Consider the following 24,663-nt stretch of genomic DNA (forward strand, 5'->3'; position numbering starts at 1 on the left):
AGGGGCGCGGGACCATGGTCCCGCGCCCCTTTTTACATCCGTTTCGGACTGATCCTTTCCACCATCCTGTGAAACTGTGGTACACAGGATGCATGAAGAACGTCACCATCGCCCTGGACGACGACACCCATCGCAAGGCGCGCATTCGCGCTGCCGAACTGGGTACGTCGCTGTCGGCGCTGGTGCGGGATTATCTCAATGGCCTCGCCAACGGCGCCGATCCGCAGGAGGTGTGTGACATGTCCATGCCCTATGCGGCGCCTCCGCCCGACCAGAAACCGGACGGCCCGCCATGGTTGATCGACGGCAAATGGGTCTACACCCGCGACGGCAAGCCGCGCCAGCCGGGTGCCTTGCGGGACATGTGGATCGCTGATGATTTCAACGAAACGCCCCAATGGCTGCTCGATGCTTTTGAGGGCAAGGACAATGACCTGCCCTGGCCAGAGCCGCCGCCCAAGACATGAGACTGCTGCTGGATACCCATGTCCTGATCTGGTGGTTGCGGGACGATCCCAGACTTGGGGCTAAGGCCCGGCGTATCATCGCCGATCCACGGGTACGGGTCATGGCCAGTATCGCGTCGCCATGGGAAATGTCGGTGAAGTGCCGCATCGGCAAACTGACTGAACGTGGCGCCGACATGCTGGAATGGCTGGATGGGCAGGGTGTCGCAACCCTGCCCATTCGCGCTGCCGATCTGCATGCACTGGAAGCTTTGCCACTATTGCATCGCGACCCGTTCGATCATCTCCTCATCGCGCAGGCGCAGGTTGAAGATGCCCGCATCATGACCGATGATGGCCTGATCCTGCGCTATGGCGTCCCCTGTATCGGAGTGTCCTGACATGACCATCGACCTTGCCGACTATGAACAGGGCGCGAAATATAAGGGCGATTATGAGGCGGACCTTGTCGCCCTCCAGCATCGCCTCGCCAAGATACAGGTCGCCCATATCCTCCACGGCCGGCGCAGCGTCATCCTGCTGGAAGGGTGGGACGCGGCGGGGAAGGGCGGCATCATCAAGCGACTGAGCGCCGACTGGGACCCGCGCTACTATCAGGTCCATCCCATATCCGCCCCGACGCAGGAGGAGCGCGACCATCATTTCCTCTGGCGTTTCTGGACCCGTCTGCCCGCCAGCCGCAACATCGCCATCTTCGACCGTAGCTGGTATGGCCGCGTGCTGGTGGAGCGGGTCGAGGGCTTTTGCAGCAAGGCCGACTGGAAGCGCGGCTATGACGAGATCAACGCCTTCGAAGCGCAACTGGCGCAGGCCGGCACGAATTTCGTGAAGCTGTTCGTCCACATCACCCAGAAAGTGCAGGACGAACAGCTCGCCCAGCGGCTCGATACCCCGTGGAAGCGATGGAAGACCGGCGCCGACGATTATCGCAACCGCGCCCGCCGCGACGATTATCTCGACGCCATGCACGCCATGTTCAAAAAGACCGACAGCAAGATCGCGCCCTGGCAGGTGATCGACAATAACAACCGCAAAGCCGGCCGGATCGCCGCGCTGACCTATGTCGCCGATCGGCTGGAAAAGCTGGTGCCCATGGATTTCCCCGAAGCCGACCCCGCCGTGGTCAGTCTGGCGCGGGAGGCATTCGGATATAAAGCGAAGTAAATCAGTTACTTGTCATAAAAGTGTCATGAAATTCTAACGCGGCATTTACCATTCAGGCGTTAGGTCGGCGTCATGTCCCCACGCCGACCCGCCCTGTCCGCTCTGTCCGATCCTCCTTTGGCCGATCCTCCTCTGGCCGATCGCTCGCCCATCGTTCGCCTCGGCCAGCCGCTCAGCGAAGCGGTCGACTGGTTCCAGCACGATTCCGCGCTGCGCCTGCTGCCGGTACTGGATGCGGTCGATCACCCGGTCGGCGCCATCTACGAACGCGACATGCGCCGCATCCTGTTCAACCCCTTTGGCCATGCTCTGCTGCGCAATCCCAGCTTTGGCGGTCGGCTGGACGATCATGTCCGGCCCTGCGCCCATGTCGATCAGGCGACCGACATAGAGGCGCTGGTCGACCTGTTCGCCGGGCAGGGGGCGGGCTGCGAAGGGCTGATCGTCACCACGCAGGGTCGCTATGCCGGGGTGCTGGGCGGCACGTTGCTGCTGCGCCTCACGGCCGAGCGGGATGCGCGCGTGGCGCTGGCGCGGGCCGAACGGGCCGATCGCATCACCCGCCAGAGCGCCGATTTCCGGCAGGATATCGCCAGCATGATCGCCGACATGGCCACCATGGCCGATCGCTTGGCAGGCCTCGCCAGCCAGTCGGCCGAGCGCGCCGCCGGCGACAGTGCGGATTCCGCCGCCATGGCCGTCGCCGCCGCCCAGACCGCCGAACGGCTGGCGCAACTGGCGGCTGGTGGGGTGGATCTCAGCCAGCTTTTCCAGTCGATGGAGGCCGAAGCGCAGGATGCCGGCGCCACCATCGCCGAGGCCGCCGCCCACAGCCGGTCCGGCATGCTGCGCAGCGATGCCCTGCGGGTCGAGGCGGACGGTATCGGCGAAGTCGTCGCCCTGATCGATGATATCGCCCGCGCCACCGCCATGCTCGCCCTCAACGCCGGGATAGAGGCCGCGCGCGCCGGAGAAGCCGGGCAGGGCTTTGCCGTGGTCGCCCGCGAAGTCCAGTCGCTCGCCCAGCAGACACGCGAAGCCGCCGCCGGCATAGCGGGCCGGATCGATCATATCCGCGCCACCATTGCCGACGTCGCATCCGGCCACGCCCATATGGACGCCACCATGACCCGCGCCGATCGCCTGTCCGCCGCCGTTTTCGAAGCGGTCGCCCGGCAAAGCGCCTTCAGCCGCGCCATAGCCGACAGCGTGGCGGAGGCCGGCGCCTCCAGCGCCCATATCCGCGCGGGCGCCCGCCAGATCAGCGACAATGCTCAGGCCAGCGTCCTCGCTGCACGGGGCATGCGCGACGTGGCCGACAGACTCGCGGACGAAGCCCACCGGCTGGAACAGCGCGCCGGCGGCTTCATTGCGGCCATGCACGCCGCCTGAACATTTCGCCGCAACTCTCCTCTGGCGTCCGCGCCGGAAAGCGCTAGCATGGTCGCCCATAAAAAGGAGAGGACGCCATGCTCGTGATGTTCGTCGGCACCGATCGCACCCAGACTGCGGTCAACCCTGCGCAAGTCACTTTCGTCACCCAGGTCAGCGACGGCACCCGCATCCGCTTTGGTGAGGGGCGCAGCGTCACCGTGACCGAACCGATCGCCGCCGTGCTGGAAGGTCTCAATCAGGCCCTCCGCCCGCACGAATAGGTTCACTCCGCCAGCTTCTTCCCCAGCGCCGCGTCCGCCCGCCCGGCGTAGCGGCGGCAGGCATTGGGGTCGATAAAGGGATTGGGCGTGCGCGCCTTCATCAGGCGCGCCACCCGCCCGGCATCGCCATCCAGCGGATGCGATGCGATCAGCATGTCGCACCGCATCGCCTTCACCTTGGCAAAGCTGCCGCGAAAGGCGTCGACAAAGCGCCGATGCGCCGGATCGGCAAAGCGCCAGCCCTCCACCGCGATCGGGTTGAGGCTGGCGGCGAAGACGATCGTCCGGCAATCCTTCCCCTCACAGCTTTGCCAGCTCCAGCTCATGCTGCCCAGCGTATGGCCCGGCGTCGCATGGGCGGTGATGGCCGTGTCGCCCAGCCGGATAACCTCCCCGTCACGCGCCACGCGCAGTTTTGTGACGCCCGGAAAGCGCTCCAGCCAGGCCGCCTGCGGATCGTCCTGATCACCACCGCCCTGACGCAGCACGGTGGTGGCGGGGCCGCTGGCGATCACCGTTGCGCCGCTGTCCCGCGCGAGCGCGGCTATCCCCCCGGCATGGTCGAAATGCGGCTCGGTGCTCAGGATCAGCTTCACCTGTCGGATCGAAAAGCCCAGCGCCCGCATCTTCGCCTCGATATCGCTCACCGCCTGCGGCACCGCGCCGTCGATCAGGATCAGCCCCGCGCTGGTGCGGATCAGCGCGACATTCAGCCCGCCAAAGCCGACCAGATAGGTCCGGCCATGCAAGCGCACCGGCGGCTGCGGCGCCAGCCAGCGCTTGGCATAGTCGGGCGCGATCGGCCGGGTCAGCGGGTCGTCCGCTTTGCCCGCTCCCATCATCATTATCCCAGCCAGACTAATAGCCAGTAGCCCCATCTTTTGCATCTTTTCGCCTCCATTCCCTTATGAAGGCCAGATTGCCGCCCAAGCTGCTCCGCCACAAAGCATCATTTCTCGACAGAGCCATGAGGTCAGCTTATGCTTTCTGGCTCATGGATCGCGCTCAACTGCCTCTCAACGCCCTGCGCGCCTTTGAAGCAGCGGCCCGCCATCTCAACTTCACCAAGGCGGCGATCGAACTCTGCGTCAGTCAGGGCGCGGTCAGCCAGCAGGTCGCGCAACTGGAGGCGCGGCTTGGCGCGCCGCTCTTCCGCCGCCTGCCGCGTGGCCTGATGCTGACGGATGAAGGCCGTGCGCTGTTGCCGGTCATGGGCGACGCGCTCGACCGGATCGGCGCCATGCTCAGCCGGATCGAGGGTGGCCGCCCCCGCGAAATCCTGAACCTGGGGGTCGTCGGCACCTTTGCGGGCGGCTGGCTGCTCGACCGGCTGGACGATTTCGCCCGCGCCTGCCCGCATGTCGATCTGCGCATCATGACCAACAATAATCGCGTCGATCTGGCGGGGGAGGGGCTCGACCTTGCCATCCGCTTCGGCGACGGCGCCTGGCACGGCACCCATGCGGAGCCGATCCTGCGCGCGCCACTCGCCCCGCTCTGCACGCCGGACTTGGCGGCGCGCATGCCCGATCCTGCCGCACTCGCCCGCGAGACCCTGCTGCGCTCCTACCGCGCCGATGAATGGCCTCGCTGGTTCACCGCCGCCGGCGCGCCATGCCCACCCCTGCGCGGGCCGCTGTTCGACAGCTCGATCCTGATGGTGCAGGCGGCGCTGCGTGGCCTTGGCGTCGCGCTCGCACCGCCCGCCTTGTTCGACCATGAACTGCGCACCGGCCAGCTGGTCCGGCCCTTCGCCGCCTCGATCGACCTGGGCGGCTACTGGCTCACCCGCCTCATGTCCCGTCCCGACAGCCCGGCCATGGCGGACTTTCGGGGCTGGCTGCGCCAAACGGTTCAGACCGGATAGACGATGTCCATCACTTCATATTCCTTCTCGCCCGCCGGCAGTCGGACGCGGCGCAGATCGCCCAGCGCCGCGCCGCGCAGCGCGCGCGCCATCGGCGATCCCCAGCCGATCCGCCCGGCATCCACATCCGTTTCGTCATTGCCCACGATCGTCACGGTGCGGTGGTTGTCATCCTCGTCGGCGATGGTGACGGTGGCGCCGAAATAGACCTTGCCCTTGTCGGGCTGCTGCCGGGGGTCAACGACCTTGGCGTCCTTCATCTTCTTCGACAGGCGCTTCAACTGCCCGTCAATCTCGCGCATTCGCTTGCGCCCATAAAGATAGTCGCCATTTTCGCTGCGATCGCCATTGCCCGCCGCCCAGCTCACCACCTCGACAATGGCCGGCCGTTCCACGCCCAGCAACTGGTCATATTCGGCCCGCAGCTTCGCGAACCCTTCGGGGGAGATATAATTGGGATAGGGCGTGGTCATGCCGCTGCCTTATCCTGTGTCGGGGATGTTGCGCAATTTGGTTCGCGCAGAGGCGCAGAGGACGCCGAGCTATAAATATTCGCGCGGAGGCGCGGAGATTTTCTGGAGCGGCCTGCGGCCGAAAGCCTGCCGCGTAACGGCCCTCAAATCTCTCTGCGCCCTCTGCGCCTCTGCGCGCAAAAAATAATTAGGACCAGCCTGCCGACCGACGCCCTCCGCGTGAACCAGAATCACCCCGGCGTCTGCTTCCCCAGATACCGACTCAACACCGCGCTGGTCCCCCGGAACTTCGCCCGCTCCGGGTTCATCGCCTCATAGACGACGGCATTTTCCAGCACCCGCTGCACATAGTTGCGCGTCTCGAAAATCGGGATCTGCTCGATCCAGCGCAGCATGTCCGCGCCGGGCAGACGGGGGTCGCCATTGGCGCGCACCCATTTGTTCACATTGCCCGGCCCGGCATTATAGGCCGCCACCGCCAGTGGATAGCTGCCGCCATAATAGTCCAGCATCCGCTGGAAATAGGCCGATCCCAGCATGATATTATAGCTCGGCTCGTTCAGCGATCCGGGATTATAGCCCATGCCCAGCTTGCCCGCCTGCTCGCGCGCGGTGCCGGGCATCAGCTGCATCAGCCCGCGCGCACCCGCATGCGACACGATCTGCTTGTCGAACTGGCTTTCCTGCCGGGCGATGGCGTGGACCATGGTCCAGTTATATTGCGCTTCGGATGGCACCGGCACGCGCGGGAAGGCGCTCTGGCCATAGCCGGTCAGGCCGCTCGAAACGGCGCGGCGCCCCACCATCACGCCCATGTCGGGGCGGCCGATCTTCTGCGCCAGTTCGGCCGCCAGATAATGGTCGGTATCGCTGTCAGCATTGTTGGCGATGGCGCGGGCGAATTTGCTCTGATCCTCCCAATAGCCCATCTGCCCCAGCGCCGCGACCGCGCGGACCACCGACCGGCTGTCGAAAGCGGCGCGCTCTGCGGCGGAGATCGGCACCGGCCGCTCGACCGTGGCGGGGGCGGGGATCGGCCGACCCAGCCGCTCCAGCGCCAGTTGCCCGTAAAACTGGTCGGGATAGACGCCCGCCTGACTGAAATAGCTGTTCGCGCTGGCTGCATCCCCGGCCTGCAATGCGGCACGGCCGGCCCAATAATAGCCCTTCGACCGGGTCTGGGGCGATTTGGCCGCATCGGCATAGCGGCGGAACATCGTCACAGCGTCGGTCGGGCGATTGAGATTATAGAAGGCGGTGCTGCCCGCCAGCCAGGCCAGACTCGTATAATCGTCGCGCACGCCGATCGGCTGATCGCTCATCTGCACGCCGGGCGCGACCGCATCGTCGATCTTGCTGGCGATGCCATAGGCAAAGCTCCACTGGCTGTCATTCGCGGCGGCCCGCGCCTGATTCAGCAGCACTTCATAGAATTTCTCGGCATTGCTCGGCCGGTAGGTCACGGCATTGCGGTTCGCCAGATATTGCCGCGCCGCGACCCAGTTGCCGCTGTCGCGCAGCCACACCGCCTTGTCGGCGACGAAACCGGCGTCGCTCGCGCCGGTCGCCTCGGCCGCCTGCATCAGCATCGGCGCGTCGGGCGATTTCCGGCGGAAGGCGATCCGCGCCTCGAACGCGGCCCGCCGCGCCGGGCTGACATAGGCGATCATCCGGGTCGCGCCGGTCGTGTCATTGCCCCACAGCAGCGCATCGGCGCGCAGGTCATGATCGGCCGGCGTCAGGCTCGATCCGAACAGTGACAGCAATCGCGCTTCGTCCGCGGGGGACAGCGATCCGCCGATCCAGGCATTGCGCGCGGCCACTCGCGCCTCGTCCATCCGGCCCATCTGCATCAGCGCCACCGCGTTGCGGGCATGGCCGGTCGCCGTGCGCGCCGGGAATCGGGCGAAGAAGGTCGTGACCTGCACCGGATCGAAACTGTCGGGATTGATGCCGGTTTCGGCCAGCCGCCGCATCCGGTCCTCCCCCGGCCAGCCGGGATTGGCGATCATGAAGCTGGCATAGGTGGAAAAGCCGAGGGCATCGCTCGATTGCAGTGCGCGCCACTGGCTGATCGTGCCCGCGATGCTGCCATCCTGCGCCACGCCGATCCGGCTCTGCACCTGTTGCCAGGGGCTGGGATGGGCGTCCTGCCCTGGGAGCTGCTGCACCACCGGCCCCTGCGCCGGATATTCGGGCGGCAGCGGCTGCACGACTTCGGTCTGCGCGCCTGCACCGGCGGTCATGAGCAATAGGGCAATAATCGGCATGCGGATGATGTAACTTTCGACATGGGTTGAGGCGCGCATGCTGGACATTATCCCCATTGCATCCTTATCAGGCCCTGAATGACGCGCTATAGCGCCCCGCTGATTTGATCATGCCCCGGCCGCCCGGAGATTTGAAGGAGTTTAATGATGTTTTCGGGCTCGATTCCGGCTCTGATCACCCCATTTCGCGATGACCGGATCGATGAGACGGCGTTTCGCGCCTTTGTCGACTGGCAGATTGCCGAAGGATCGAGCGCGCTCGTCCCCTGCGGCACCACCGGGGAAAGCGCCACCATGACGGTGGAGGAGCATAATCGGGTTATCGCCATCTGCGTCGATCAGGCCGCCGGGCGCGTCCCCGTGATCGCGGGTTGCGGGTCCAACGACACGCGAATCGCGCTGGAGCATATGTATGCGGCGCAGGCCGCCGGGGCGGACGCCGCGCTGGTGGTCGCGCCTTATTATAACAAGCCGAATCAGGATGGCGTCTACCAGCATTTCGCCTATCTCGCCGAACGCTGCGACCTGCCGATCGTGCTGTACAATGTACCCGGCCGCACCATCACCGATATCGGCGTGCCGGTCATGTATCGTCTGGCGGAAGAATATCAGTCGATCGTCGGGATCAAGGACGCCACCGGGAATCTGGGGCGTGTCACCGCGCAGCGTCTGGCCTGCGGCCCGGACTTCTGCCAGCTTTCGGGCAATGACGAAACGGCGCTGGGCTTCAACGCGATGGGCGGCAGCGGGTGCATCAGCGTCACCGCCAATGTCGCGCCGCGCCTGTGCGCCGATTTTCAGGCGGCGATGGCGGCGCATGATTGGGATGGCGCCTTGGCGCTTCAGGATCGTCTCTATCCCCTGCATGACGCGCTGTTCAGCGATTCTTCACCGGGTCCGGTCAAATATGCGCTGTCGCGGGTTCGCCCCGACATGCCCGGCGCGGTCCGCCTGCCGATCACCTGGCCATCGGAATCGAGCCGTGCCGCGGTCGATCGCGCGCTGGAGATTGCGGGATTGGTTTAAGGCACAGCCGACACCATATCCTGACGGCTCCGGGCACTGGCACGGAATAAAGGAGAGGCGCGCCGCGTATAATGAGCGACCGCGCTCGACACGAATGGAAGACTAGAAAAGACCGATGGCCCGTCCCCGCCCTGCCACCTTCGACAAGAAGAAGATCGTCGCCGAGAACCGGCGCGCGCGTTTCGATTATTTTATCGAGGACGTGTTCGAAGCCGGCATCGCCCTGCAAGGGACCGAGGTGAAGGCGCTGCGCGGGGGCGAAGGCAATATCGCCGAAAGCTATGCCGAGGTGAAGGGCAATCAGGTGTGGCTGGTGAACAGCAACATCCCCGAATATAGCCATGGCAACCGCGAAAATCACACGCCCAAGCGCCCGCGCAAGCTGCTGCTGCATGAGCGCGAGATCCAGAAGATGCACGGCGCGGTCGAGCGCAAGGGCATGACGCTGGTGCCGCTGATGGTCTATTTCAACAGCCAGGGCCGGGCCAAGGTCGAACTGGCGCTGGCCAAGGGCAAGCAGAATCACGACAAGCGCGACAGCATCAAGGAACGCGACTGGAAGCGCGACCAGCAGCGCATCATGCGGGACAAGGGCTGATCCGATGAGCAATCGGCAGCAGGGGCGTCTGGCCCGCTGGTGGCATGCCAATGCGCCCACCCGCGAATCGCTGGAACAGAGCAAGGTGTTGGCCCCGGTCGCGCATCGCGTGCTGGAACCCTCACTCTGGCGCTTCACCCGCCGGTCGGTGCCGCGCGGCGTGGCGCTGGGCCTGTTCGTGGGCATCTTCTTCCTGATACCCGGCGTGCAGATTGCCGGGGCGGCGCTCTTCGCTTTGCCGTTCCGCGCCAATATCCCGGTCGCCGCCGCGATGACCTTCCTGTCCAATCCCGCCACCACGCCGCTGATCCTGATGGCATCGGTATGGCTGGGCAACTGGATATTGGGCCGCAGCGCCGACGCCACCGGCTTCATGGCGCTGGTAGACGGTCACGCCACGGTCCGCGAATGGACCACTTGGCTGCTATCCGAAGCGGCGCCCGCCATGCTGCTCGGCCTGTTCCTCATTTCGCTCGCCAGCGCGGTGATCGGCTATTTCCTGTCCGACTGGTTCTGGCGCCATCGCATGGGCCGCAAATGGCAGGCGCGCAAATTGAGGATTGGCAAGGTCCATCAAAGCAGCGCATTGGAGGAAACCGCCCGCGTCTGACGCTGGCTGTTCGACGTGCGCATCAGGGGTATGGGTTTGAAAAGAGGTGAAGAGGCCTGGCTGATTCAGCCGCGCTCGCGCATTGCGTTGCCGCTGCTGGTTCTCGCCGCTTTGGCCTCCGCCGCTTTGGTCCTCTATGCGGCGGGAAGCTGGGCGCTGGCCGCCGGTTTCGGCGCGACAATCCTGACCGCCGCCGCGCTGCTCACCTGGTATCAGCATCTCTATCCGCCGCAGATTTCCGACCGCGAAGCCACGCCCGACTGGACCGTCGCCCGCGCCGCTGCCGATGCGTCCAGCATGGCGATCGCCGTTACCGACCGCACCGGCCGTCTGGTCTGCGCCAGCGACCTGTTCGGCGAATGGTTCCCCGGCTATCCCACGCCGCCCGCCGTCACCGCGGACGAAGCGCTGGCCGCCAGCCTCTCCACCGCCGCCCGCGCCGCCTGGCGCGATGGCGAGGCCCGCTATGAAGGCATGGTGCAGGGCGGCCTGCGCCTTGACGTCGACATCACCCGCACCGGCCGGACGGAGGATTATCTCCTCTGGCGCTTCACCCCCGTTCGCCAGCCCAGCGCGCTGGATGACGTGCATCGCTTCCTGACCGGGGAAGCTGGCCGGCAGCTTGGCGAGGCAGGCATCATGGCGGTGATGATCGGCGGGGAAGGGCGCATCCGCGCCGCCAATGGCGCCTTCCTGCTGCGCGCAGCGGGTCGCATCGACGCCAATATCACCGGCCGCGATTTCGCCGCCCATATGCGCGTGGATGACAAGGCGCGTCTGTTCCTGGCGCGGGAAGAGCAGGGCGGCCTGCCGCTGCGCCTGCTGCAAGTGCCCCTGAAGCGCGCCGCCCAGCCCAACGGGTCGCAGGCATCGGCGCAGGACGGCCCGATGCTGCTATTGCTGATCGATGAACCGGCGGGCGGCGGCGGCACTTCCGCACTGTCCTATATCGAAACCCTGCTCTCGCTGCTGCCCTTCGGCCTTGCCATGGCGGATCGCGACGGCCGCGTTCTCTTCGTCAACAATGCCTTTGCGCGCGTCGCCGGCCTCAAGGATGGCGAAAAACCCAGCTATCCCGGCGACCTTGTCGTGCGCGAAGATCAGGCGGCGGTGGCCGATGCGGTGCGCCGCTTTGCCGTCGGCCCGCAAATGTCCGGCGACATCGCCGTGCGGATGCGCGACACGCCCGACGATCCGGTCGCGCTCAGCCTGGCGGGCGTGCGCGGTCTTGGCGAAGCGGCCGTGCTCCTCAGCCTCAAGGATAATAGCGAGGAGAGCAAGCTCAAGCGGCAGGTCGCGCAGGCCACCAAGATGCAGGCGATCGGCCAGCTTGCCGGCGGCGTCGCGCATGATTTCAACAATATCCTGACCGCCATCATCGGCCATTGCGACCTGATGCTGATGCGCCATACGCCGGGCGACAGCGATTATGACGATATTCAGCAGGTCAAATCGAACAGCAACCGCGCCGCCGGCCTGACCCGCCAGTTGCTCGCCTTCTCCCGGCAACAGACGTTGCGCCCGCAAATCCTGCAACTGCCAGATATCGTTGCCGACGTCTCGACGCTCCTGAAACGCCTGCTGGGCGAAAATGTGAAGCTGGATGTCACCCATGGCCGCAATCTGGGCGCGGTGCGCGCCGACCCCGGCCAGATGGAGCAGGTGATCGTCAACCTCGCGGTCAATGCACGCGACGCCATGCCCGAAGGCGGCACCGTCAATATCCAGACCTATGCCGTGCCCGCCGCCCGCGTCCGCGAAATGCGCCAGCAGATATTGCCCGCCGGCGATTACAGCGCGCTGCGCGTGTCCGACACCGGCCTTGGCATCCCGCCCGATATTCTCGCCAAAATCTTCGAACCCTTCTTCACCACGAAGGAACTGGGCAAGGGTACCGGCCTGGGCCTCTCGACCGTCTATGGCATCGTCAAGCAGTCGGGCGGTTATATCTTCGCCGAATCCGAACTGGGACGCGGCGCCAGCTTCGTCATCTATCTCCCCGTCTATGCCGGGGCCGACGCCGAACAGCCGGTGGAGGTGAAGCCCGCCGCGCCGCGCACCGAAACCTGGGGCACCGGCACGGTGCTGCTGGTGGAGGATGAGGATATGGTCCGCGCCGTCGCCGAACGCGCGCTCACGCGACAGGGCTATAAGGTGCTGACCGCCAATGACGGCGAACAGGGGCTGGAAGTGCTGAACGGCGGCGAGCAGATCGACCTGCTGATTTCCGACGTGGTGATGCCGAACATGGACGGCCCCGCCATGGTCGCCCACGCCCGCCGCACCCATCCCGACCTGCCGGTCCTCTTCATGTCGGGCTATGCCGAGGAACAGCTGCGCAAGTCGATCGACATCGCCAATGTCGCCTTCCTGCCCAAGCCCTTCTCGGTCAACCAGCTTGCCGAAGCGGCGCGCGACGCGCTGCTGGCCCGGCCTGCGGCGGAGTGATCTTGCGTCAGATCAATCGGAACAGGCTAGGCAAGCGCGCGCCTATCGGATAGCGATTCGTTGTTACGAATAAAGGAAAACAGCGCATGTCGGACGCGAAGAGCATTTTGATTGTCGAGGATGAGGCGATGATCGGGATGATGCTCGAAGATTATCTCGATGCGCTCGGTTACCGGCTGCACGCTATCGCCGCCACGGTCGATGAAGCCTGCGATCAGGCGCGCGCCGGCGGTTTCGATGCGGCGCTGGTCGACTGCAATTTGCAGGGCGAAAAAAGCTGGCCCGTGGCCGACATATTGGCACAGGCCGACATTCCCTTCATCTTCGCCACTGGCGGCATGGCGGATGATCTGCCGTCCGACCATGCCGGGCGGCCAACCCTTGCCAAGCCCTTCACCATCGGCGCGGTCGAACGCGCGCTGGGCAAGGTGCTGGGCGGTTAAACTATCGTCCGACCAATTTCGTCATTGCGAGCGCAGCGAAGCAATCCATGGCACGACATTGGATGGCTTCGCCGCGCTCGCAATGAGGGATTTCATCGGCTAGAGAGGCTGTCGAAGCTGGGAACCGCAGGCGAATAGGAAATTTCCGTTCCCCTCTTGTTCTTGTAGAACAAACAGGATACATCATCGTCCAGACGCACGATATCATGCGTTTCCCTTGACAGAGGACTGGCCGATGACTGCACTGCTCTCACTCATCGATTCCAAGAAGACGGGAAACATGGACAGACAGAAAGCATTGGACGCGGCGCTCGCGCAGATCGACCGCGCCTTCGGCAAGGGCAGCGCCATGAAGCTGGGCAGCCGGGAAAAGCTGGAGATCGAGGCGATCTCTACCGGCTCGCTCGGCCTCGACATCGCGCTGGGCATCGGCGGCCTGCCCAAGGGGCGGATCATCGAAATCTATGGCCCGGAAAGCTCGGGCAAGACCACGCTGGCGCTCCACGCCATCGCCGAAGCGCAAAAGGGCGGCGGCACGGCGGCCTTCGTCGACGCCGAACATGCGCTTGACCCTGGTTATGCCAAGAAGCTGGGCGTCAACATCGACGAACTGATCGTGTCGCAGCCGGACACCGGCGAGCAGGCGCTGGAAATCGTCGACACGCTGGTCCGCTCCAACGCGATCGACATACTCGTGGTCGATTCGGTCGCCGCGCTGGTGCCGCGCGCTGAAATCGAGGGGGAGATGGGCGACAGCCATGTCGGTCTTCAGGCCCGCCTCATGTCCCAGGCCCTGCGCAAGTTGACCGGCTCGATCTCGCGTTCCAAGTGCATGGTGATCTTCATCAACCAGGTGCGCATGAAGATCGGCGTGATGTACGGCAATCCGGAAACCACGACCGGCGGCAACGCGCTCAAATTCTACGCTTCGGTCCGGCTCGACATCCGGCGCACCGGCCAGATCAAGGATCGCGACGATATCGTCGGCAATGCGACCCGGGTGAAGGTGGTCAAGAACAAGGTCGCGCCGCCCTTCAAGCAGGTCGAATTCGACATCATGTATGGCGAAGGCATTTCCAAGATCGGTGAGATGCTGGACCTGGGCGTCAAGGCCGGGCTGGTCGAAAAGTCGGGCGCCTGGTTCTCCTACGACTCGGTCCGCATCGGCCAGGGTCGCGAAAATGCCAAAACCTTTCTCAAGGAACATCCCGAACTGGCGGACAAGCTGGAAAAGGCGATCCGCGGTAAGACCGAACAGGTCGCCGAAGGGATGATGACCGGACCCGATGCGGAGGATGATAGCGAATAAGCACGGGATCGGCGCCCGGCCGGATCAGCCGGACGCCACCCTTGCAGGCTCGCCCGCCTTGCGCATCACGCACCGAAAAGGCCCGCCGCGCTTCCTGCGCGACGGGCCTTTTACCGTTCCGGCCAAACGGCGGTGGGTGAGGGCAGGGGCTTTCCGATAGGATCAAGGCAGCGCAAGAAAAGAACAGGATTCGCGGGAAACATGCGAAGTTAAGGCCTACTGGATACCACGCCTCACCTTCCATCTGCATCACATCCGTTCGGTTCGAGCCTGTCGAGAACCCTTACGCTGACTTCCCGGCAGCGCCAGAAAAGCCATCAAATCCAGCTAAATTGGATCGAGATCACCCCTCAAACCGTTCGCTCTGAGCCTGTCCTGCGCGCCTGCCTTGGCAGGCAGTCGAAGGGGGTCGTTCTTCTTGAAGGCTAGAACGAGGCTTCGACAGCCTCTCCTGAGCGAAGTCGAAAGGCCGAACGGAACCATACTCCAAGTGCTCCGCTTAACCCGCATCATATGCAATCCGCTTGCTAACCCCTTGCGCCGCCACGATGCTGCACCACGCAGGCCGACTCGGTCCTGCCCCCTCTGACATCCGGACCCCATCGCCATGCGCGTCGCGATCGAAGCGATCCTCGACTATGATTTTGCCGAGCAGACCGACGTGCTGCTCGCGGTGGAGGCGGCCGCGCTCCCCGATCAATTGGTGATCGAACAGTCGCACATCATCAACAATGCCGGGCCGCTCACCAACAAGGTCGGCGGCAGCGGCGTCGGTCGCCGCACCTGGACCCGCACCGGCGTCGGCCGCATGGTCAGCACCTATCGCGCCACGCTCGACGTCGAACGCCCGATTGTCGACATCGCCAGCCTCCACAAAAGCCCGCTCGCCAGCCTGCCCGAAGATGTGCTGCCCTTCATCTGGCCCAGCCGCTATTGTGAGGCGGACCGTTTCGTCAGCTTCGTCTGCGGCCATTTCCCTGATCTGGAAGGGGGCGCGCTGGTGCATGCGCTGGTCGAATGGGTGCACGCCAATCTCGTCTATGTTCCGGGCAGTTCGAACGTCACCACCACTGCCGCCGACACCTTCGTCGCGCAGCAGGGGGTGTGCCGCGACTATGCCCATCTCACCGCCGCGCTGATCCGCTCGCGCGACATTCCCGCCCGACTCGTCTCGGTCTATGCGCTCGATCTCGATCCGCCCGATTTTCATGCCGTGGTGGAGGTCTGGCTCGACGGCGCCTGGCACATCGTTGACGCAACCGGCCTCGCGCCGGTGGAAACCATGGTCCGCATCGCGGTCGGCCGCGACGCCACTGACATCGCCTTCATGACCGCCTTCGGCAATGCCGTCATGAACGCCCAGTCGATCACGGTAACCCGACTATAGCGGCTGCAAGCCGATCACCGCCAGCCTGTCGGCGGATGTCAGGAACAGTCGCCCGCCGACTGCATCGATCGCACAATTCGCGATCGCCTTGCCCGTGCGGATCATCCCCAGCAACTGCCCGTCCGGCGCGCAGACATGCACGCCGCCCGGCCCGGTCGCGAACAGATTGCCCCGCGCATCCACCTTGATCCCGTCGGGCAGGCCCGGCAGCCCGCGCGCCAGTTCCGTCCGCATGTCGCGGAACAGCCGCCGCCCCGTCGGCAGGCCATCATCATCCAGCGCATAAGCCAGCACCTCCGGCTGCTTCTCGTCCGACAGTGCCAGATAAAGCGTGCGCCCGTCCGGCGACAGGGCAACACCATTGGGCCGCCGATGATCGTCATCCAGCAACGTGACAGTCCCATCGGGCGCCAGCCGGTACAGCCCGCACCGGTCCAGTTCGCGCAGCGGCGACGCATCGCCCTCCGCCAGCCCATAGGTCGGATCGGTGAAATAGATCGCACCGGACGCCGCGATGCACAGATCATTGGGGCTGTTGAACCGCTTCCCCTCAAACCGGTCGGCCAATATGCGGCGCTCCCCGCTGGCAAGGTCGATCCGCACGATGGCCCGCGTCCCGCTGTCCGCCGCGATCAGCGCGCCGTCCGCATCGATCGCCAGCCCGTTCAGCCCGGCTTCCCTGATCCCGGCCGGAACCGGCGTCTGCAACCCCGACGGCGACAGGAAAGGCTTCGCCCCATCCCCCGCGCGCCAGCGATACAATATGTTGGAGGGCGGATCGTTGAAGAGCAGGCAATCCTGCCGCGCCGCCCAGACCGGCCCTTCGGCCCAGCGAAAGCCGCTCGCCAGAAATTCAACCTGGGCTGAAGGGTCAATGATCCGGTCCAGCCTCGGATCGATCCGCACCACGCCCGCCGCATCCGCCGCCCGCGCAACAGCCGCGATCGGCAAGCAGCCAAGCCCCGCCAGCACCGTTCGCCGCCCGATCATGCGCCCAGCCGCACGCTGCGGCCTTCCGCGGCCGACCGATAGATCGCCTCGATCACCCGCAGATCGGCCAGCCCTTCCTCGCCCGGCACGATCGGCGTCGTCCCGCGCTGGATGCATTCGGCCAGATGATCGAGTTGCCCCGCAAACTGGTTCTTGGCCGGCACGGGCAAAGTGCGCGGCGCGGTCACGCCATCCTTGCGGATCGTCATGCTCTGTCCGCTATAGGGCGTCGCCGGTTCCATATCGATCCACCCCTGCGTGCCGATCACGCGATAGCCATTATGCCCCGAACTATAGCTGGAAATGCAGTTGGCGATGATCCCCGACGGAAAGCGCAGCATGAAATTGATCCGGTCCTCCACCGTGGCAAAGCGCGGATCGCTGCGGTCGGTACTCTCCACCGCGCTCACCTCCACCGGTTCCTCCCCGGTCAGGTATCGCGCGGCGTTCAGGCTATAGATGCCGATATCCATCAGCGACCCGCCGCCCGACAAAGGCTTATCCAGCCGCCACTGATTGGGCTGCGCCGAAAAGCCATGCTCGGCCGTGATCAGCCGCGTCGGTCCGACATGCCCGCCCCGTGCCAACTCTATCGCCAGCCGGTTATAGGGCTCGAACCGTGATCGATATCCGATCATCAGCTTCTTGCCCGCTTTAGTGCAGGCGGCGATCATCGCCTCGCATTCCACCGCGGACACTGCCATCGGCTTTTCGCACATCACATGCTTGCCCGCCTGTGCGGCGCGGATCACATATTCCGCATGCAGGCTGTTGGGCAGCACGACATAGACGGCGTCGATATCGGGATTGTCGCGGATACGGTCGAAATCGGCATAGCTGTAGCGGTGCGTCGCCGGGATGCCATATTGATCGCCATATTGGGCCAGCTTGGCCGGCGTCCCGCTGACCAAAGCGACCAGTTTCGCCTGATCGCACCCCGCGAAATTGGGCATGATCTGCCGCGTCGCATAGGAACCAAGTCCCACGATCGCATAGCCGACCTTCCGCGATGCCGCGAAGGCAGGGCCAGCCATGCCCGCCAGCGCCAGGCCCGCGCCGATACCGCCCATCATTTCCCGTCTGGACCGGTCCATCATGCTCTCCAACGGCTAGAGCGAGCTGACTTTGGCCGCCCCGCGCCGTCATTGCGAGCGCAGCGAAGCAATCCATGAGCGCGCCGGTGGATTGCTTCGCTGCGCTCGCAATGACGAATCAACAGGAGGTCATGTCGCTCGAGAAAATGTCAGTCGGCGGCGTGGCCCAGCGTCGGGCGCATCCAGCCAAAATGCCCGGCGGCAATCGCCACCTGGGTCCGGTTGCGGACATTCAGCTTGCGCATCAGCGCGGTCATATGAACCTTCACCGTCGCCTCCGCCATGCCCAGTTCATAGGCGATCTGCTTGTTGAGCAGGCCCGAATGCACGCAGCGCATGACCTTGATCTGGGTCGGCGTAAGGTGCGGGGGTTCCGGGGCGTAGCGATCCTGACGATCGGGTAAATGGTGCAAATCCGTCGCGATATGCATCGATCCTCTCCCTTTTCGATCTGCCGGAGACAGCCCCATATTGGCCGGACTGTCCTGAGATTCGTTAGCGCTAACGATAGTGGAATCAGTCAGACAGGTTCAAGAGGAAATTCGCGTAAATCGGGATTTATTCTAGTTTAACCCGAAATTCCGCGTATAAGCTGTCCAACAGATTTTCGGGATTCGTCTGTCGGATCATCGATCGAACAAAGTCAGGGAGAGGGTGGGGATGGCGTTACCATTTCGTCGATCGGCAGCATGCGGACCGGTTCTGATCCGTCAGGAGGCGCGCCGATGACGCCTGCCGACTATCGCCTGCTGATCGCTGCCGTCATCGGCATTGCCCTCTCCATCGCCCTCATCATTCGCGGCCGACTCCATCCCTTCGTCGGCCTGCTCTGTGGCGCCTTCACCGTCGGCCTGATCGCCGGCCTGCCGATGGAGGACACGGCCAAGGCGGTGGAAAAGGGCGCTGGCGCCATCCTCGGCGGCACCGGCCTGGTGGTGGCGCTGGGCCTTGGCCTGGGCGCCATGCTGCAATTGTCGGACGGGGCCGGTGGCCTTGCCCGCTCCGCGCTGCGCATCTCCGGCGTGAAGGGCGCCCCCTGGGCCAGCCTGTTCACCGCCATCGTCATCGGCCTGCCGCTCTTCTTCGAAACCGGCCTTGTCCTGCTGCTGCCGATCGTCGCGTCCGCCGCCGCCGCGCTGCCCGCCGGGCAGAATGGCGACACCGCCAAGCTGCGCCTGATGCTGCCCGCGCTGGCGGGCCTGTCGGTCGTCCACGCGCTGGTGCCGCCGCATCCCGGCCCCTTGCTCGCGGTCAATGCGCTCGGCGCCAATCTCGGTCTCACTCTCGTCTATGGCCTGATCGTCGGCATCCCCACGGCGATCATCGCCGGCCCCGTGCTCGCCCGCTTCACCGCGCCCGGCGTCAAGCTCAACCCGCCTCTGCTCGACCCTGTGAAGGTGGACGTTGCCACCCCCTCGGTCGGCCGGGCGCTCGCGGCCGTGCTGCTGCCGGTGGTGCTGATCGCCGCGGGGCAGGCAGTGGCCCTGCTGCCGCCCGCCGTCGCGCCGCATTTCCACTGGCTTAGCTGGGTCAGCGATCCGGTCGTCGCGCTGCTGATCGCGGTGCTGGTGGCGCTGCCTTTGCTGTTCGGCCGCCGCATCACCGATGCGAAGATCCAGAACGCCATCTGGTCCGAAGCGATGGTGCCGGCCGGCGGCATCATCCTGGCGATCGGCGCGGGTGGCGCGCTCAAGCAGGTGCTGGTGACGGCGGGCCTCTCCGACCTGCTGGTCCGCTTTGCCGCTGGCGGCGCGATCTCGCCGATCCTGCTCGCCTGGGGCGTGTCGGTCTGCATCCGCCTTGCCACCGGATCGGCCACCGTCGCCACCATCACCACCGCCGGCGTGATGCAGGGGCTGGTCGCGGCATCGGGCGTGGAGCCGGAATGGATGGTGCTGGCGATCGGCGCGGGATCGCTCTTCTTCTCCCACGTCAACGATCCCGGCTTCTGGCTGGTGAAATCCTATCTCGGCACCGACATGCCGGGCACATTCAAGACATGGTCTATCATGGAAACCGTGGTCGCGGTCGTGGGCCTGCTGCTGGTGCTTGTCGCCAGCAGCATCTTCTGACTAGGAGACGGCGATGCAGGAAGTTGATCCACAGGTGCGCCGATGAGCCAGGCCCGGCTGTCCGACCATGCCTATGCCGGTATTGTCGAGATCATCAATGTGCAGGATCTGGAAGTCGGCGCCCGCCTGCCGTCGGAGGCGGCGCTGGCGGAGCGGTTCGGCGTGTCCCGCGCGATCGTGCGCGAAGCGCTGGTCCGCCTCGCTTCGGACGGCATTACCGAAGCACGCCGGGGCGCCGGCTCCTTCGTGAAAAGCCGCCCGTCCCAGCGCCTCGCCGCCTTCATGCCGGCGACCGAATTGCCCGCGACGCTGGGCAGCTATGAAGTCCGCTTCGTGCTGGAAGCCGAAGCCGCGCGCCTCGCGGCCACCCGCCGCACCGCGCTGGAAATGGCGCATGTCGAGGAAGGGATGGAGATGCTGCGCACCGCCCTCCTGTCGAGCGAACCCGCCCATGCCGAGGATATGGAACTGCATCGCCGCATTGCCGAAGCGACCGGCAACCCGGCCTTCCTGATCGCCTTCGACGCGCTCCACGCCGATGTCGACAAGATCATGCGCGCCGGCGTCGACATCAGCCGCTCCCGCCCGCCCGAGGTTATCGCGACCATGCTGCGCGAACATGAACAGATCGTCGCCGCCATCCGCGCGCAAGACTCCGAAGGCGCCGCGCTCGCGATGCGCTGGCATTTGTGGGAAGGGCGGCGGCGGCTGATGCCTTGAGGGGGATAGGTAGTTTGGGTGATTGGCAGACGTTGCGGCTTTTGTTGCCCCTTTTATCTATGCCTGAGGTCATGGGTATGGCCTGATGCCATGAGATCGGATGGCCGCCCAATCCCATGGTTTGATGGTGCGATTGAAGGCGCGTCAGTGGGGATCGCCTGTGATGCGCGGTGAGATCCTTACGTTGGCGTCTTTTGCCTGTCGGGAAAGTAACGCCAATGCTTTGCTAATCTGAACGATGGCAAGGGGATCTGACGTCGCTGATCGGCGCTGCTTCTGGACCATAAAGTCGTTTGTTGCATGGAGTAGCCGTGCGGTCAGTGCTTCCAGAGCATCGAACGTGAAATAGGAATCTGGGGATTCGCAGAGGGGCGAGAATGAGATCCACCTTTATCGGAAGGTGGATCATGGGGAAATCCTATTCAGCCGATCTCGGGGAGCAAATTGTCGATCGCATTGCATCTGGGCAATCGCGTTTGGTCAGCATCGCGTCATTTTGGGATAAGTCCCAGCTGCGCTGTGAAGCTGGCTATCGACTGATCTTCATCGACGAGACGGCAACCACGACGAAGATGACAAAGCTGCGGGGACGGGCGCCGTGACCAGCGCCTGAAGGCGCGAGCGCCCTTTGGCCACTGGAAAACCCAGACATTTGTCGCTGCCCTGCGTTGTGACGGACTGACTGCGCCATGGGTCATGGACTGCCCCATGAACCGCACGACCTTCGAAACCCACTTCGAAATTCAACTCGCCCTGACCCTCAGGCCTGCTGATGTCGTTATCCTCGACAATCTCTCCAGCCACAAAAGGGGAAAATCAAAGGCCATATTCAACGCCAGATGCGCATGGTCCCTCTCTACACCAACCTATAGCCTCGACCTAAACCCGATCAAAATGGCCTTCGCTAAACTCAAGGCCCGTCTGCGCCGCACCCGCGCCAGAACCATCGACGCACTATGACGGGCCATCGGAAATATCTGTGACCTCTATACCCAGAAGAATGCTGGAACTTCATCAAAGCTGCTCGATATGCGTCCGGTTAAAGGCTCTATGCTATAGACTGGCCTGTTGCGACTGGGCGGCGGCGTGGGCGTGCGTTTGCGAGCATCGGTGAACCAGGCCAGCACCGGCTCTCCATGCGGTCGGTCTTTTCCTGGCCCCCGATCGCCTGCGTGAAGGCGCGGGCGTGTCGCGGATTGCCGATGGCGCGCGCGATGCGCTGCGCCCAGAGCCGGAGGAGGGCAGCTTTTTTGCATCCCTCGCTCGCTTCCAGCGGGTCATCGCCGTCATGTTTTCGCGCGAAATCTGCAAGATCAGCTATGTCATCGGCCGCATTGGCACAGCATGTTGCACGATTGGGTACACTCCACGCATCCAGCCATGCCCTCGAACTATCTACTCCGATCGCGATGTGCATCACTTTGTCTGTGCGATTGGCAACCATCCTACTGTTCGGTCGCAGTGTAACAAGCAGGCCGGTCCCAAACGCCTGACGGTCGAACGAACTTGAAAGGCAATGGGCTTCGACACTGTGGCCATGGGATCGGGCGGCCACTCGATCCCATGGTGCCAGGCCATATTCATGACCTCAGGCATAGATACAAGGAACAACAAAACTGGGACGTCCGCCAATCACCCAAGTCAGAATTGCTGTTCTCGTCCCCCTTACCCCTTCTGCCCCGGATAGAGCAGGCGGAGGGAGGCGGGAGCCTTGCAGACGCGGATGGCGGCTTCGACCTGGCGGGCGCGTTCGGCGCTCAGCGTGGTGGTGGAGAGGGCGTGCTGGCGTTCGCGCGCGACTTCGTCGGCGGTGAAGGGGGCGGCGCCCGGCGGCGCGCTGGCGCCGCCCAGGCCGAAGACGACATAGTTCATCATGTCGGCCAGTTGCTGATTATCCTTGATCCGGCTGTTGGCGACATTGGGCAGGCGGATGAGATAGGCGCGGGCCTGTGGCGTGCAGAGGAACCAGCCGACCCGGCCGCGCAGTTCGGGCAACTGGGCCGGCGCGGTGCTGCCGTTCACGCCATGGCAGCCCGCGCATTGTTCGACATAGTCGGCGCGGGCCATGTCTGGGTCGGTGATCACGGCGGGCAGCAGGCCCATCGGCGGCAGCGCGGCGCGCAGGCCCACGGTGGCGCCGAGCAGGAGCAGGGCGGAGCCAAGGAGCGGGCGGAACAGGCGGGAAACCGGGGCCGACATTTGTCTTATCTACTCACACCATCCGTTCGTTTCGAGCCCCGTGACGGCTTGCTTGCAGCAAGCGCTCGGGACAGGTGAAGGTCGAGAAGCGAAGGCACAAGCTGCGCGAGCGCTTCTCGACTTCGCTCGAAGCGAACGGGAAAATACGGTAAGTGTCAGCTCGCGGCGCCCACCAGCACGGCGGTCGAGCAATGATATTCCATGCTGGTCGTGCCGAAGCACCAGATCACGTCATTGTTGAGCTGGGGCATGTAGAGCTGGGTTTCGCGGTCGGTATTGTCGCAACCGCACTGGCCGCAGGCGGGTTTGCCGCAGCAGTCGCGATAGGCGATCAGATAGGCCTTGCCATCGTCCGGGTTGATGCAGGTGCCGACCCAGCTGACCGGGGACGGCTCCGCGCCCGGCGGGCAGCTATGGATGCCGCCGCCGCAGCAGGTGCACAGCGCCCCGTCGATCGCGCAATAGCGCCAATAGTCGCACTTGGTTTCGTCCTTGGTCTGGGCGGTGCGGGCGAAATTGGTCTTCGCTTCGGGCGATCGGTCGGGCTTGGCCGCCTCGGCGCGGCTGACCGGCAGCAGCGGGAAGGCGGGTGCGGCGACCAGCGCGGCCCCCAGTCGCGTCAGCATCGATCGGCGCGAGGAGCCGCCGGCGAATTTGCGCAGTAGCTTTTCCCCCAGCGCATCGGCATTGAACTTTTTCATCGGTCTTGCCCCCACTTGCTATTTTATGCCGCCTGCGCCTTCAGGCTGCCGATATAATCCTGCACCGTGTTGATGCCCATTTCATGCGCGATGATCAGGCTTTCCAGATGCTCGCGGCTGTTGACCAGCCCTTTGGACAGGATCGCGCCTTCGCCATCCAGCAGCACCGCGAAGGGCAGCTTGGCGACGCCATAGGCCTGACCGACTTCGGGGCCGTTGACGAAGGCATAGCCTTCCAGCCCATGCTGCGCGATCATCGCGCGCTGGGCGGCGACATCATCGTCACCAACGAAGGTCAGGGCGACGCGCTCTGCATGCGCGAAGCTGGTCGCCATCGGGATCACCGCCTTGCACAGCGGGCATTGGGCGGAGACGAACAGCAGCAGGCGCAGCTTCACGCCATGGGCATGGCCGCCGATCGTCACCGGCTTGCCGTTGAGGTCGAGCGTGGCGATCGGGCCAGTGGCGCTGCCCACGGTCGGGCCGCCAGCGGTGGCGAGCGCGCCGGCCGGGGCGACGCGGATGTGCAGCACGCCGACCTGCCGCGCCAGCGCCAGCAGCGCGACGATCAGGCCGATGATGACGATCCAGGAGACGATCTGCGAAAGGATGAGCGAGGTCAGCATATTATCTCCGATGGAGGGGAGAAGCGGTCAGTGCGGACAGCGACTGGAACAGCAGGCAGAGCAGCGCGATGGCGATGCCGCCGGCCAGCGCTGTAGCCATATCCATCGCGGTGAAGGATGGCGCGAAGGCGAGGCGCAGGCCGAGCAAAGCGGCGAGGGCGATATTGCGGGCAACCAGCGACCAGCCGATCGGGTGGCGCAGCGCGCCATGACCGCAACCGCAATCGATATGGCCGCGTCCGCGCCGGATATTGACCGCCATCGCGCCGGCAAAGACCAGCAGCAGCGCCATGGCGACGACGACCGCCAGCGGGTGCAGCCCGATCAGCAGCGCGGCGCCGGTCGCGACCTCCACCAGCGGCAGCGCCGTGGCGGCCGGGCCGACCAGCGATGCGGGCAGCAGGCGATAATTGGCGATCACGCCGGGCAGCAGCGCGCGATGCCGCCACTGGGCGACGCCGGCTGTCAGGAACAGCAGGCCGATGGCGATCGCGGCGGTCAGGCCGAACAGGGCCAGCATCTGCGTCAGCCCCGGAATGGCCAT

The 24,663-nt window shown here is 64.8% G+C and carries 28 protein-coding genes; 18 read left to right on the top strand and 10 right to left on the bottom strand.

Annotated elements, in window-relative coordinates; genetic code table 11:
- The first annotated feature begins 92 nt into the window (after window positions 1–92).
- The 5 genes from BMY84_RS20385 (at window position 93) to BMY84_RS20405 (ending at window position 3,286) form a co-directional block, all read left to right on the top strand.
- On the top strand, window positions 93–467 hold the full coding sequence (locus tag BMY84_RS20385) for a hypothetical protein (RefSeq protein WP_093086139.1): 375 nt from the start codon (window positions 93–95) through the stop codon (window positions 465–467).
- Window positions 464–847 (top strand): type II toxin-antitoxin system VapC family toxin, encoded by a 384-nt coding sequence (locus BMY84_RS20390; protein ID WP_093086141.1) that lies wholly within the window; start codon window positions 464–466, stop codon window positions 845–847. The genes BMY84_RS20385 and BMY84_RS20390 overlap by 4 nt, the downstream gene beginning before the upstream one ends.
- Before the next feature lies 1 nt (window position 848).
- Entirely contained in the window at window positions 849–1,631 is a 783-nt protein-coding gene (locus BMY84_RS20395) for a polyphosphate kinase 2 family protein (protein WP_093086142.1), read from the top strand.
- A 72-nt stretch (window positions 1,632–1,703) separates the two neighbouring features.
- A complete protein-coding gene (locus tag BMY84_RS20400) occupies window positions 1,704–3,023 on the top strand; it encodes a methyl-accepting chemotaxis protein (RefSeq protein ID WP_093086144.1) in 1,320 nt (439 codons plus the stop codon).
- 77 nt (window positions 3,024–3,100) lie between these two features.
- Complete coding sequence (locus BMY84_RS20405) at window positions 3,101–3,286, top strand: hypothetical protein (protein ID WP_093018497.1); 186 nt, start codon at window positions 3,101–3,103, stop codon at window positions 3,284–3,286.
- Window positions 3,287–3,288: 2 nt separating this feature from the next.
- Here the strand turns inward: BMY84_RS20405 and bla are convergent, their stop codons facing one another.
- Window positions 3,289–4,131, bottom strand: a complete 843-nt coding sequence (bla, locus tag BMY84_RS20410; protein ID WP_256215331.1) for a subclass B3 metallo-beta-lactamase — start codon at window positions 4,129–4,131, stop codon at window positions 3,289–3,291.
- A gap of 149 nt (window positions 4,132–4,280) precedes the next feature.
- Between bla and BMY84_RS20415 the strand changes: the two genes are divergently transcribed.
- Complete coding sequence (locus BMY84_RS20415) at window positions 4,281–5,153, top strand: LysR family transcriptional regulator (RefSeq protein ID WP_093086147.1); 873 nt, start codon at window positions 4,281–4,283, stop codon at window positions 5,151–5,153.
- On the opposite strand, the gene greB is transcribed toward BMY84_RS20415, so the two are convergent.
- Window positions 5,141–5,626, bottom strand: a complete 486-nt coding sequence (gene greB, locus BMY84_RS20420) for a transcription elongation factor GreB (RefSeq protein WP_093086148.1) — start codon at window positions 5,624–5,626, stop codon at window positions 5,141–5,143. The genes BMY84_RS20415 and greB overlap by 13 nt on opposite strands.
- Window positions 5,627–5,856: 230 nt before the next feature.
- Entirely contained in the window at window positions 5,857–7,944 is a 2,088-nt protein-coding gene (locus BMY84_RS20425; RefSeq protein WP_093086150.1) for a lytic transglycosylase domain-containing protein, read from the bottom strand.
- Window positions 7,945–8,043: 99 nt separating this feature from the next.
- On the opposite strand from BMY84_RS20425, the gene dapA reads away from it, so the two are divergent.
- The 7 genes from dapA to BMY84_RS20460 all read left to right on the top strand — a co-directional run bounded on the left by dapA (window position 8,044) and on the right by BMY84_RS20460 (window position 15,717).
- Entirely contained in the window at window positions 8,044–8,922 is an 879-nt protein-coding gene (gene dapA / locus BMY84_RS20430) for a 4-hydroxy-tetrahydrodipicolinate synthase (RefSeq protein WP_093086289.1), read from the top strand.
- 115 nt (window positions 8,923–9,037) lie between these two features.
- Window positions 9,038–9,520 (top strand): SsrA-binding protein SmpB, encoded by a 483-nt coding sequence (gene smpB, locus BMY84_RS20435; protein WP_093018507.1) that lies wholly within the window; start codon window positions 9,038–9,040, stop codon window positions 9,518–9,520.
- 4 nt (window positions 9,521–9,524) lie between these two features.
- Entirely contained in the window at window positions 9,525–10,130 is a 606-nt protein-coding gene (locus tag BMY84_RS20440) for a DUF2062 domain-containing protein (RefSeq protein WP_093086151.1), read from the top strand.
- 30 nt (window positions 10,131–10,160) lie between these two features.
- Complete coding sequence (locus BMY84_RS20445; protein WP_177204104.1) at window positions 10,161–12,578, top strand: hybrid sensor histidine kinase/response regulator; 2,418 nt, start codon at window positions 10,161–10,163, stop codon at window positions 12,576–12,578.
- Between the two features lie 86 nt (window positions 12,579–12,664).
- Window positions 12,665–13,021 carry a response regulator gene (locus BMY84_RS20450; protein ID WP_093018511.1) on the top strand — a complete coding sequence of 119 codons (357 nt, stop codon included), beginning with the start codon at window positions 12,665–12,667 and terminating at the stop codon, window positions 13,019–13,021.
- Between the two features lie 235 nt (window positions 13,022–13,256).
- On the top strand, window positions 13,257–14,330 hold the full coding sequence (recA, locus tag BMY84_RS20455; protein WP_093086153.1) for a recombinase RecA: 1,074 nt from the start codon (window positions 13,257–13,259) through the stop codon (window positions 14,328–14,330).
- Between the two features lie 607 nt (window positions 14,331–14,937).
- On the top strand, window positions 14,938–15,717 hold the full coding sequence (locus BMY84_RS20460) for a transglutaminase-like domain-containing protein (RefSeq protein ID WP_093086154.1): 780 nt from the start codon (window positions 14,938–14,940) through the stop codon (window positions 15,715–15,717).
- Here the strand turns inward: BMY84_RS20460 and BMY84_RS20465 are convergent.
- The 3 genes from BMY84_RS20465 to BMY84_RS20475 all read right to left on the bottom strand — a co-directional run bounded on the left by BMY84_RS20465 (window position 15,712) and on the right by BMY84_RS20475 (window position 18,232).
- Window positions 15,712–16,707 carry an SMP-30/gluconolactonase/LRE family protein gene (locus BMY84_RS20465; RefSeq protein ID WP_093086156.1) on the bottom strand — a complete coding sequence of 332 codons (996 nt, stop codon included), beginning with the start codon at window positions 16,705–16,707 and terminating at the stop codon, window positions 15,712–15,714. The two genes, BMY84_RS20460 and BMY84_RS20465, sit on opposite strands and share 6 nt — an antisense overlap.
- Window positions 16,704–17,801, bottom strand: a complete 1,098-nt coding sequence (locus BMY84_RS20470; RefSeq protein ID WP_093086157.1) for a Gfo/Idh/MocA family protein — start codon at window positions 17,799–17,801, stop codon at window positions 16,704–16,706. The genes BMY84_RS20465 and BMY84_RS20470 overlap by 4 nt, the downstream gene beginning before the upstream one ends.
- 149 nt (window positions 17,802–17,950) lie before the next feature.
- Complete coding sequence (locus BMY84_RS20475) at window positions 17,951–18,232, bottom strand: helix-turn-helix domain-containing protein (protein ID WP_093086159.1); 282 nt, start codon at window positions 18,230–18,232, stop codon at window positions 17,951–17,953.
- 294 nt (window positions 18,233–18,526) lie between these two features.
- Between BMY84_RS20475 and BMY84_RS20480 the strand changes: the two genes are divergently transcribed.
- The 5 genes from BMY84_RS20480 to BMY84_RS29375 all read left to right on the top strand — a co-directional run bounded on the left by BMY84_RS20480 (window position 18,527) and on the right by BMY84_RS29375 (window position 22,103).
- The gene (locus tag BMY84_RS20480; RefSeq protein WP_093086160.1) at window positions 18,527–19,873 is read left to right on the top strand and encodes a GntT/GntP/DsdX family permease; all 1,347 of its coding nucleotides are present in this window, start codon (window positions 18,527–18,529) and stop codon (window positions 19,871–19,873) included.
- A gap of 42 nt (window positions 19,874–19,915) precedes the next feature.
- A complete protein-coding gene (locus BMY84_RS20485; RefSeq protein ID WP_093086162.1) occupies window positions 19,916–20,593 on the top strand; it encodes a FadR/GntR family transcriptional regulator in 678 nt (225 codons plus the stop codon).
- A 407-nt stretch (window positions 20,594–21,000) separates the two neighbouring features.
- Window positions 21,001–21,195: a hypothetical protein gene (locus tag BMY84_RS20490; protein WP_093086163.1), complete on the top strand. Its 195-nt coding sequence runs from the start codon at window positions 21,001–21,003 to the stop codon at window positions 21,193–21,195.
- 7 nt (window positions 21,196–21,202) lie between these two features.
- Entirely contained in the window at window positions 21,203–21,553 is a 351-nt protein-coding gene (locus BMY84_RS20495) for a transposase (RefSeq protein WP_093086165.1), read from the top strand.
- Window positions 21,554–21,779: 226 nt separating this feature from the next.
- Window positions 21,780–22,103, top strand: coding sequence for a hypothetical protein (locus BMY84_RS29375; protein WP_143075109.1), 324 nt, complete (start codon window positions 21,780–21,782; stop codon window positions 22,101–22,103).
- Window positions 22,104–22,258: 155 nt separating this feature from the next.
- Here BMY84_RS29375 and BMY84_RS20500 read toward each other — a convergent pair whose 3' ends face one another.
- The 4 genes from BMY84_RS20500 to BMY84_RS20515 all read right to left on the bottom strand — a co-directional run bounded on the left by BMY84_RS20500 (window position 22,259) and on the right by BMY84_RS20515 (window position 24,663).
- Window positions 22,259–22,792, bottom strand: coding sequence for a cytochrome C (locus BMY84_RS20500; RefSeq protein WP_093086166.1), 534 nt, complete (start codon window positions 22,790–22,792; stop codon window positions 22,259–22,261).
- A 155-nt stretch (window positions 22,793–22,947) separates the two neighbouring features.
- Complete coding sequence (locus BMY84_RS20505; protein WP_093019154.1) at window positions 22,948–23,493, bottom strand: methylamine dehydrogenase light chain; 546 nt, start codon at window positions 23,491–23,493, stop codon at window positions 22,948–22,950.
- 23 nt (window positions 23,494–23,516) lie between these two features.
- Window positions 23,517–24,119, bottom strand: a complete 603-nt coding sequence (locus BMY84_RS20510; RefSeq protein ID WP_093086168.1) for a methylamine utilization protein MauD — start codon at window positions 24,117–24,119, stop codon at window positions 23,517–23,519.
- 1 nt (window position 24,120) lies between these two features.
- The gene (locus BMY84_RS20515) at window positions 24,121–24,663 is read right to left on the bottom strand and encodes a MauE/DoxX family redox-associated membrane protein (RefSeq protein WP_256215339.1); all 543 of its coding nucleotides are present in this window, start codon (window positions 24,661–24,663) and stop codon (window positions 24,121–24,123) included.

Origin of the sequence: Sphingobium sp. AP50, from assembly GCF_900109095.1 — a bacterium.
Classification (GTDB): Bacteria; Pseudomonadota; Alphaproteobacteria; order Sphingomonadales; family Sphingomonadaceae; genus Sphingobium.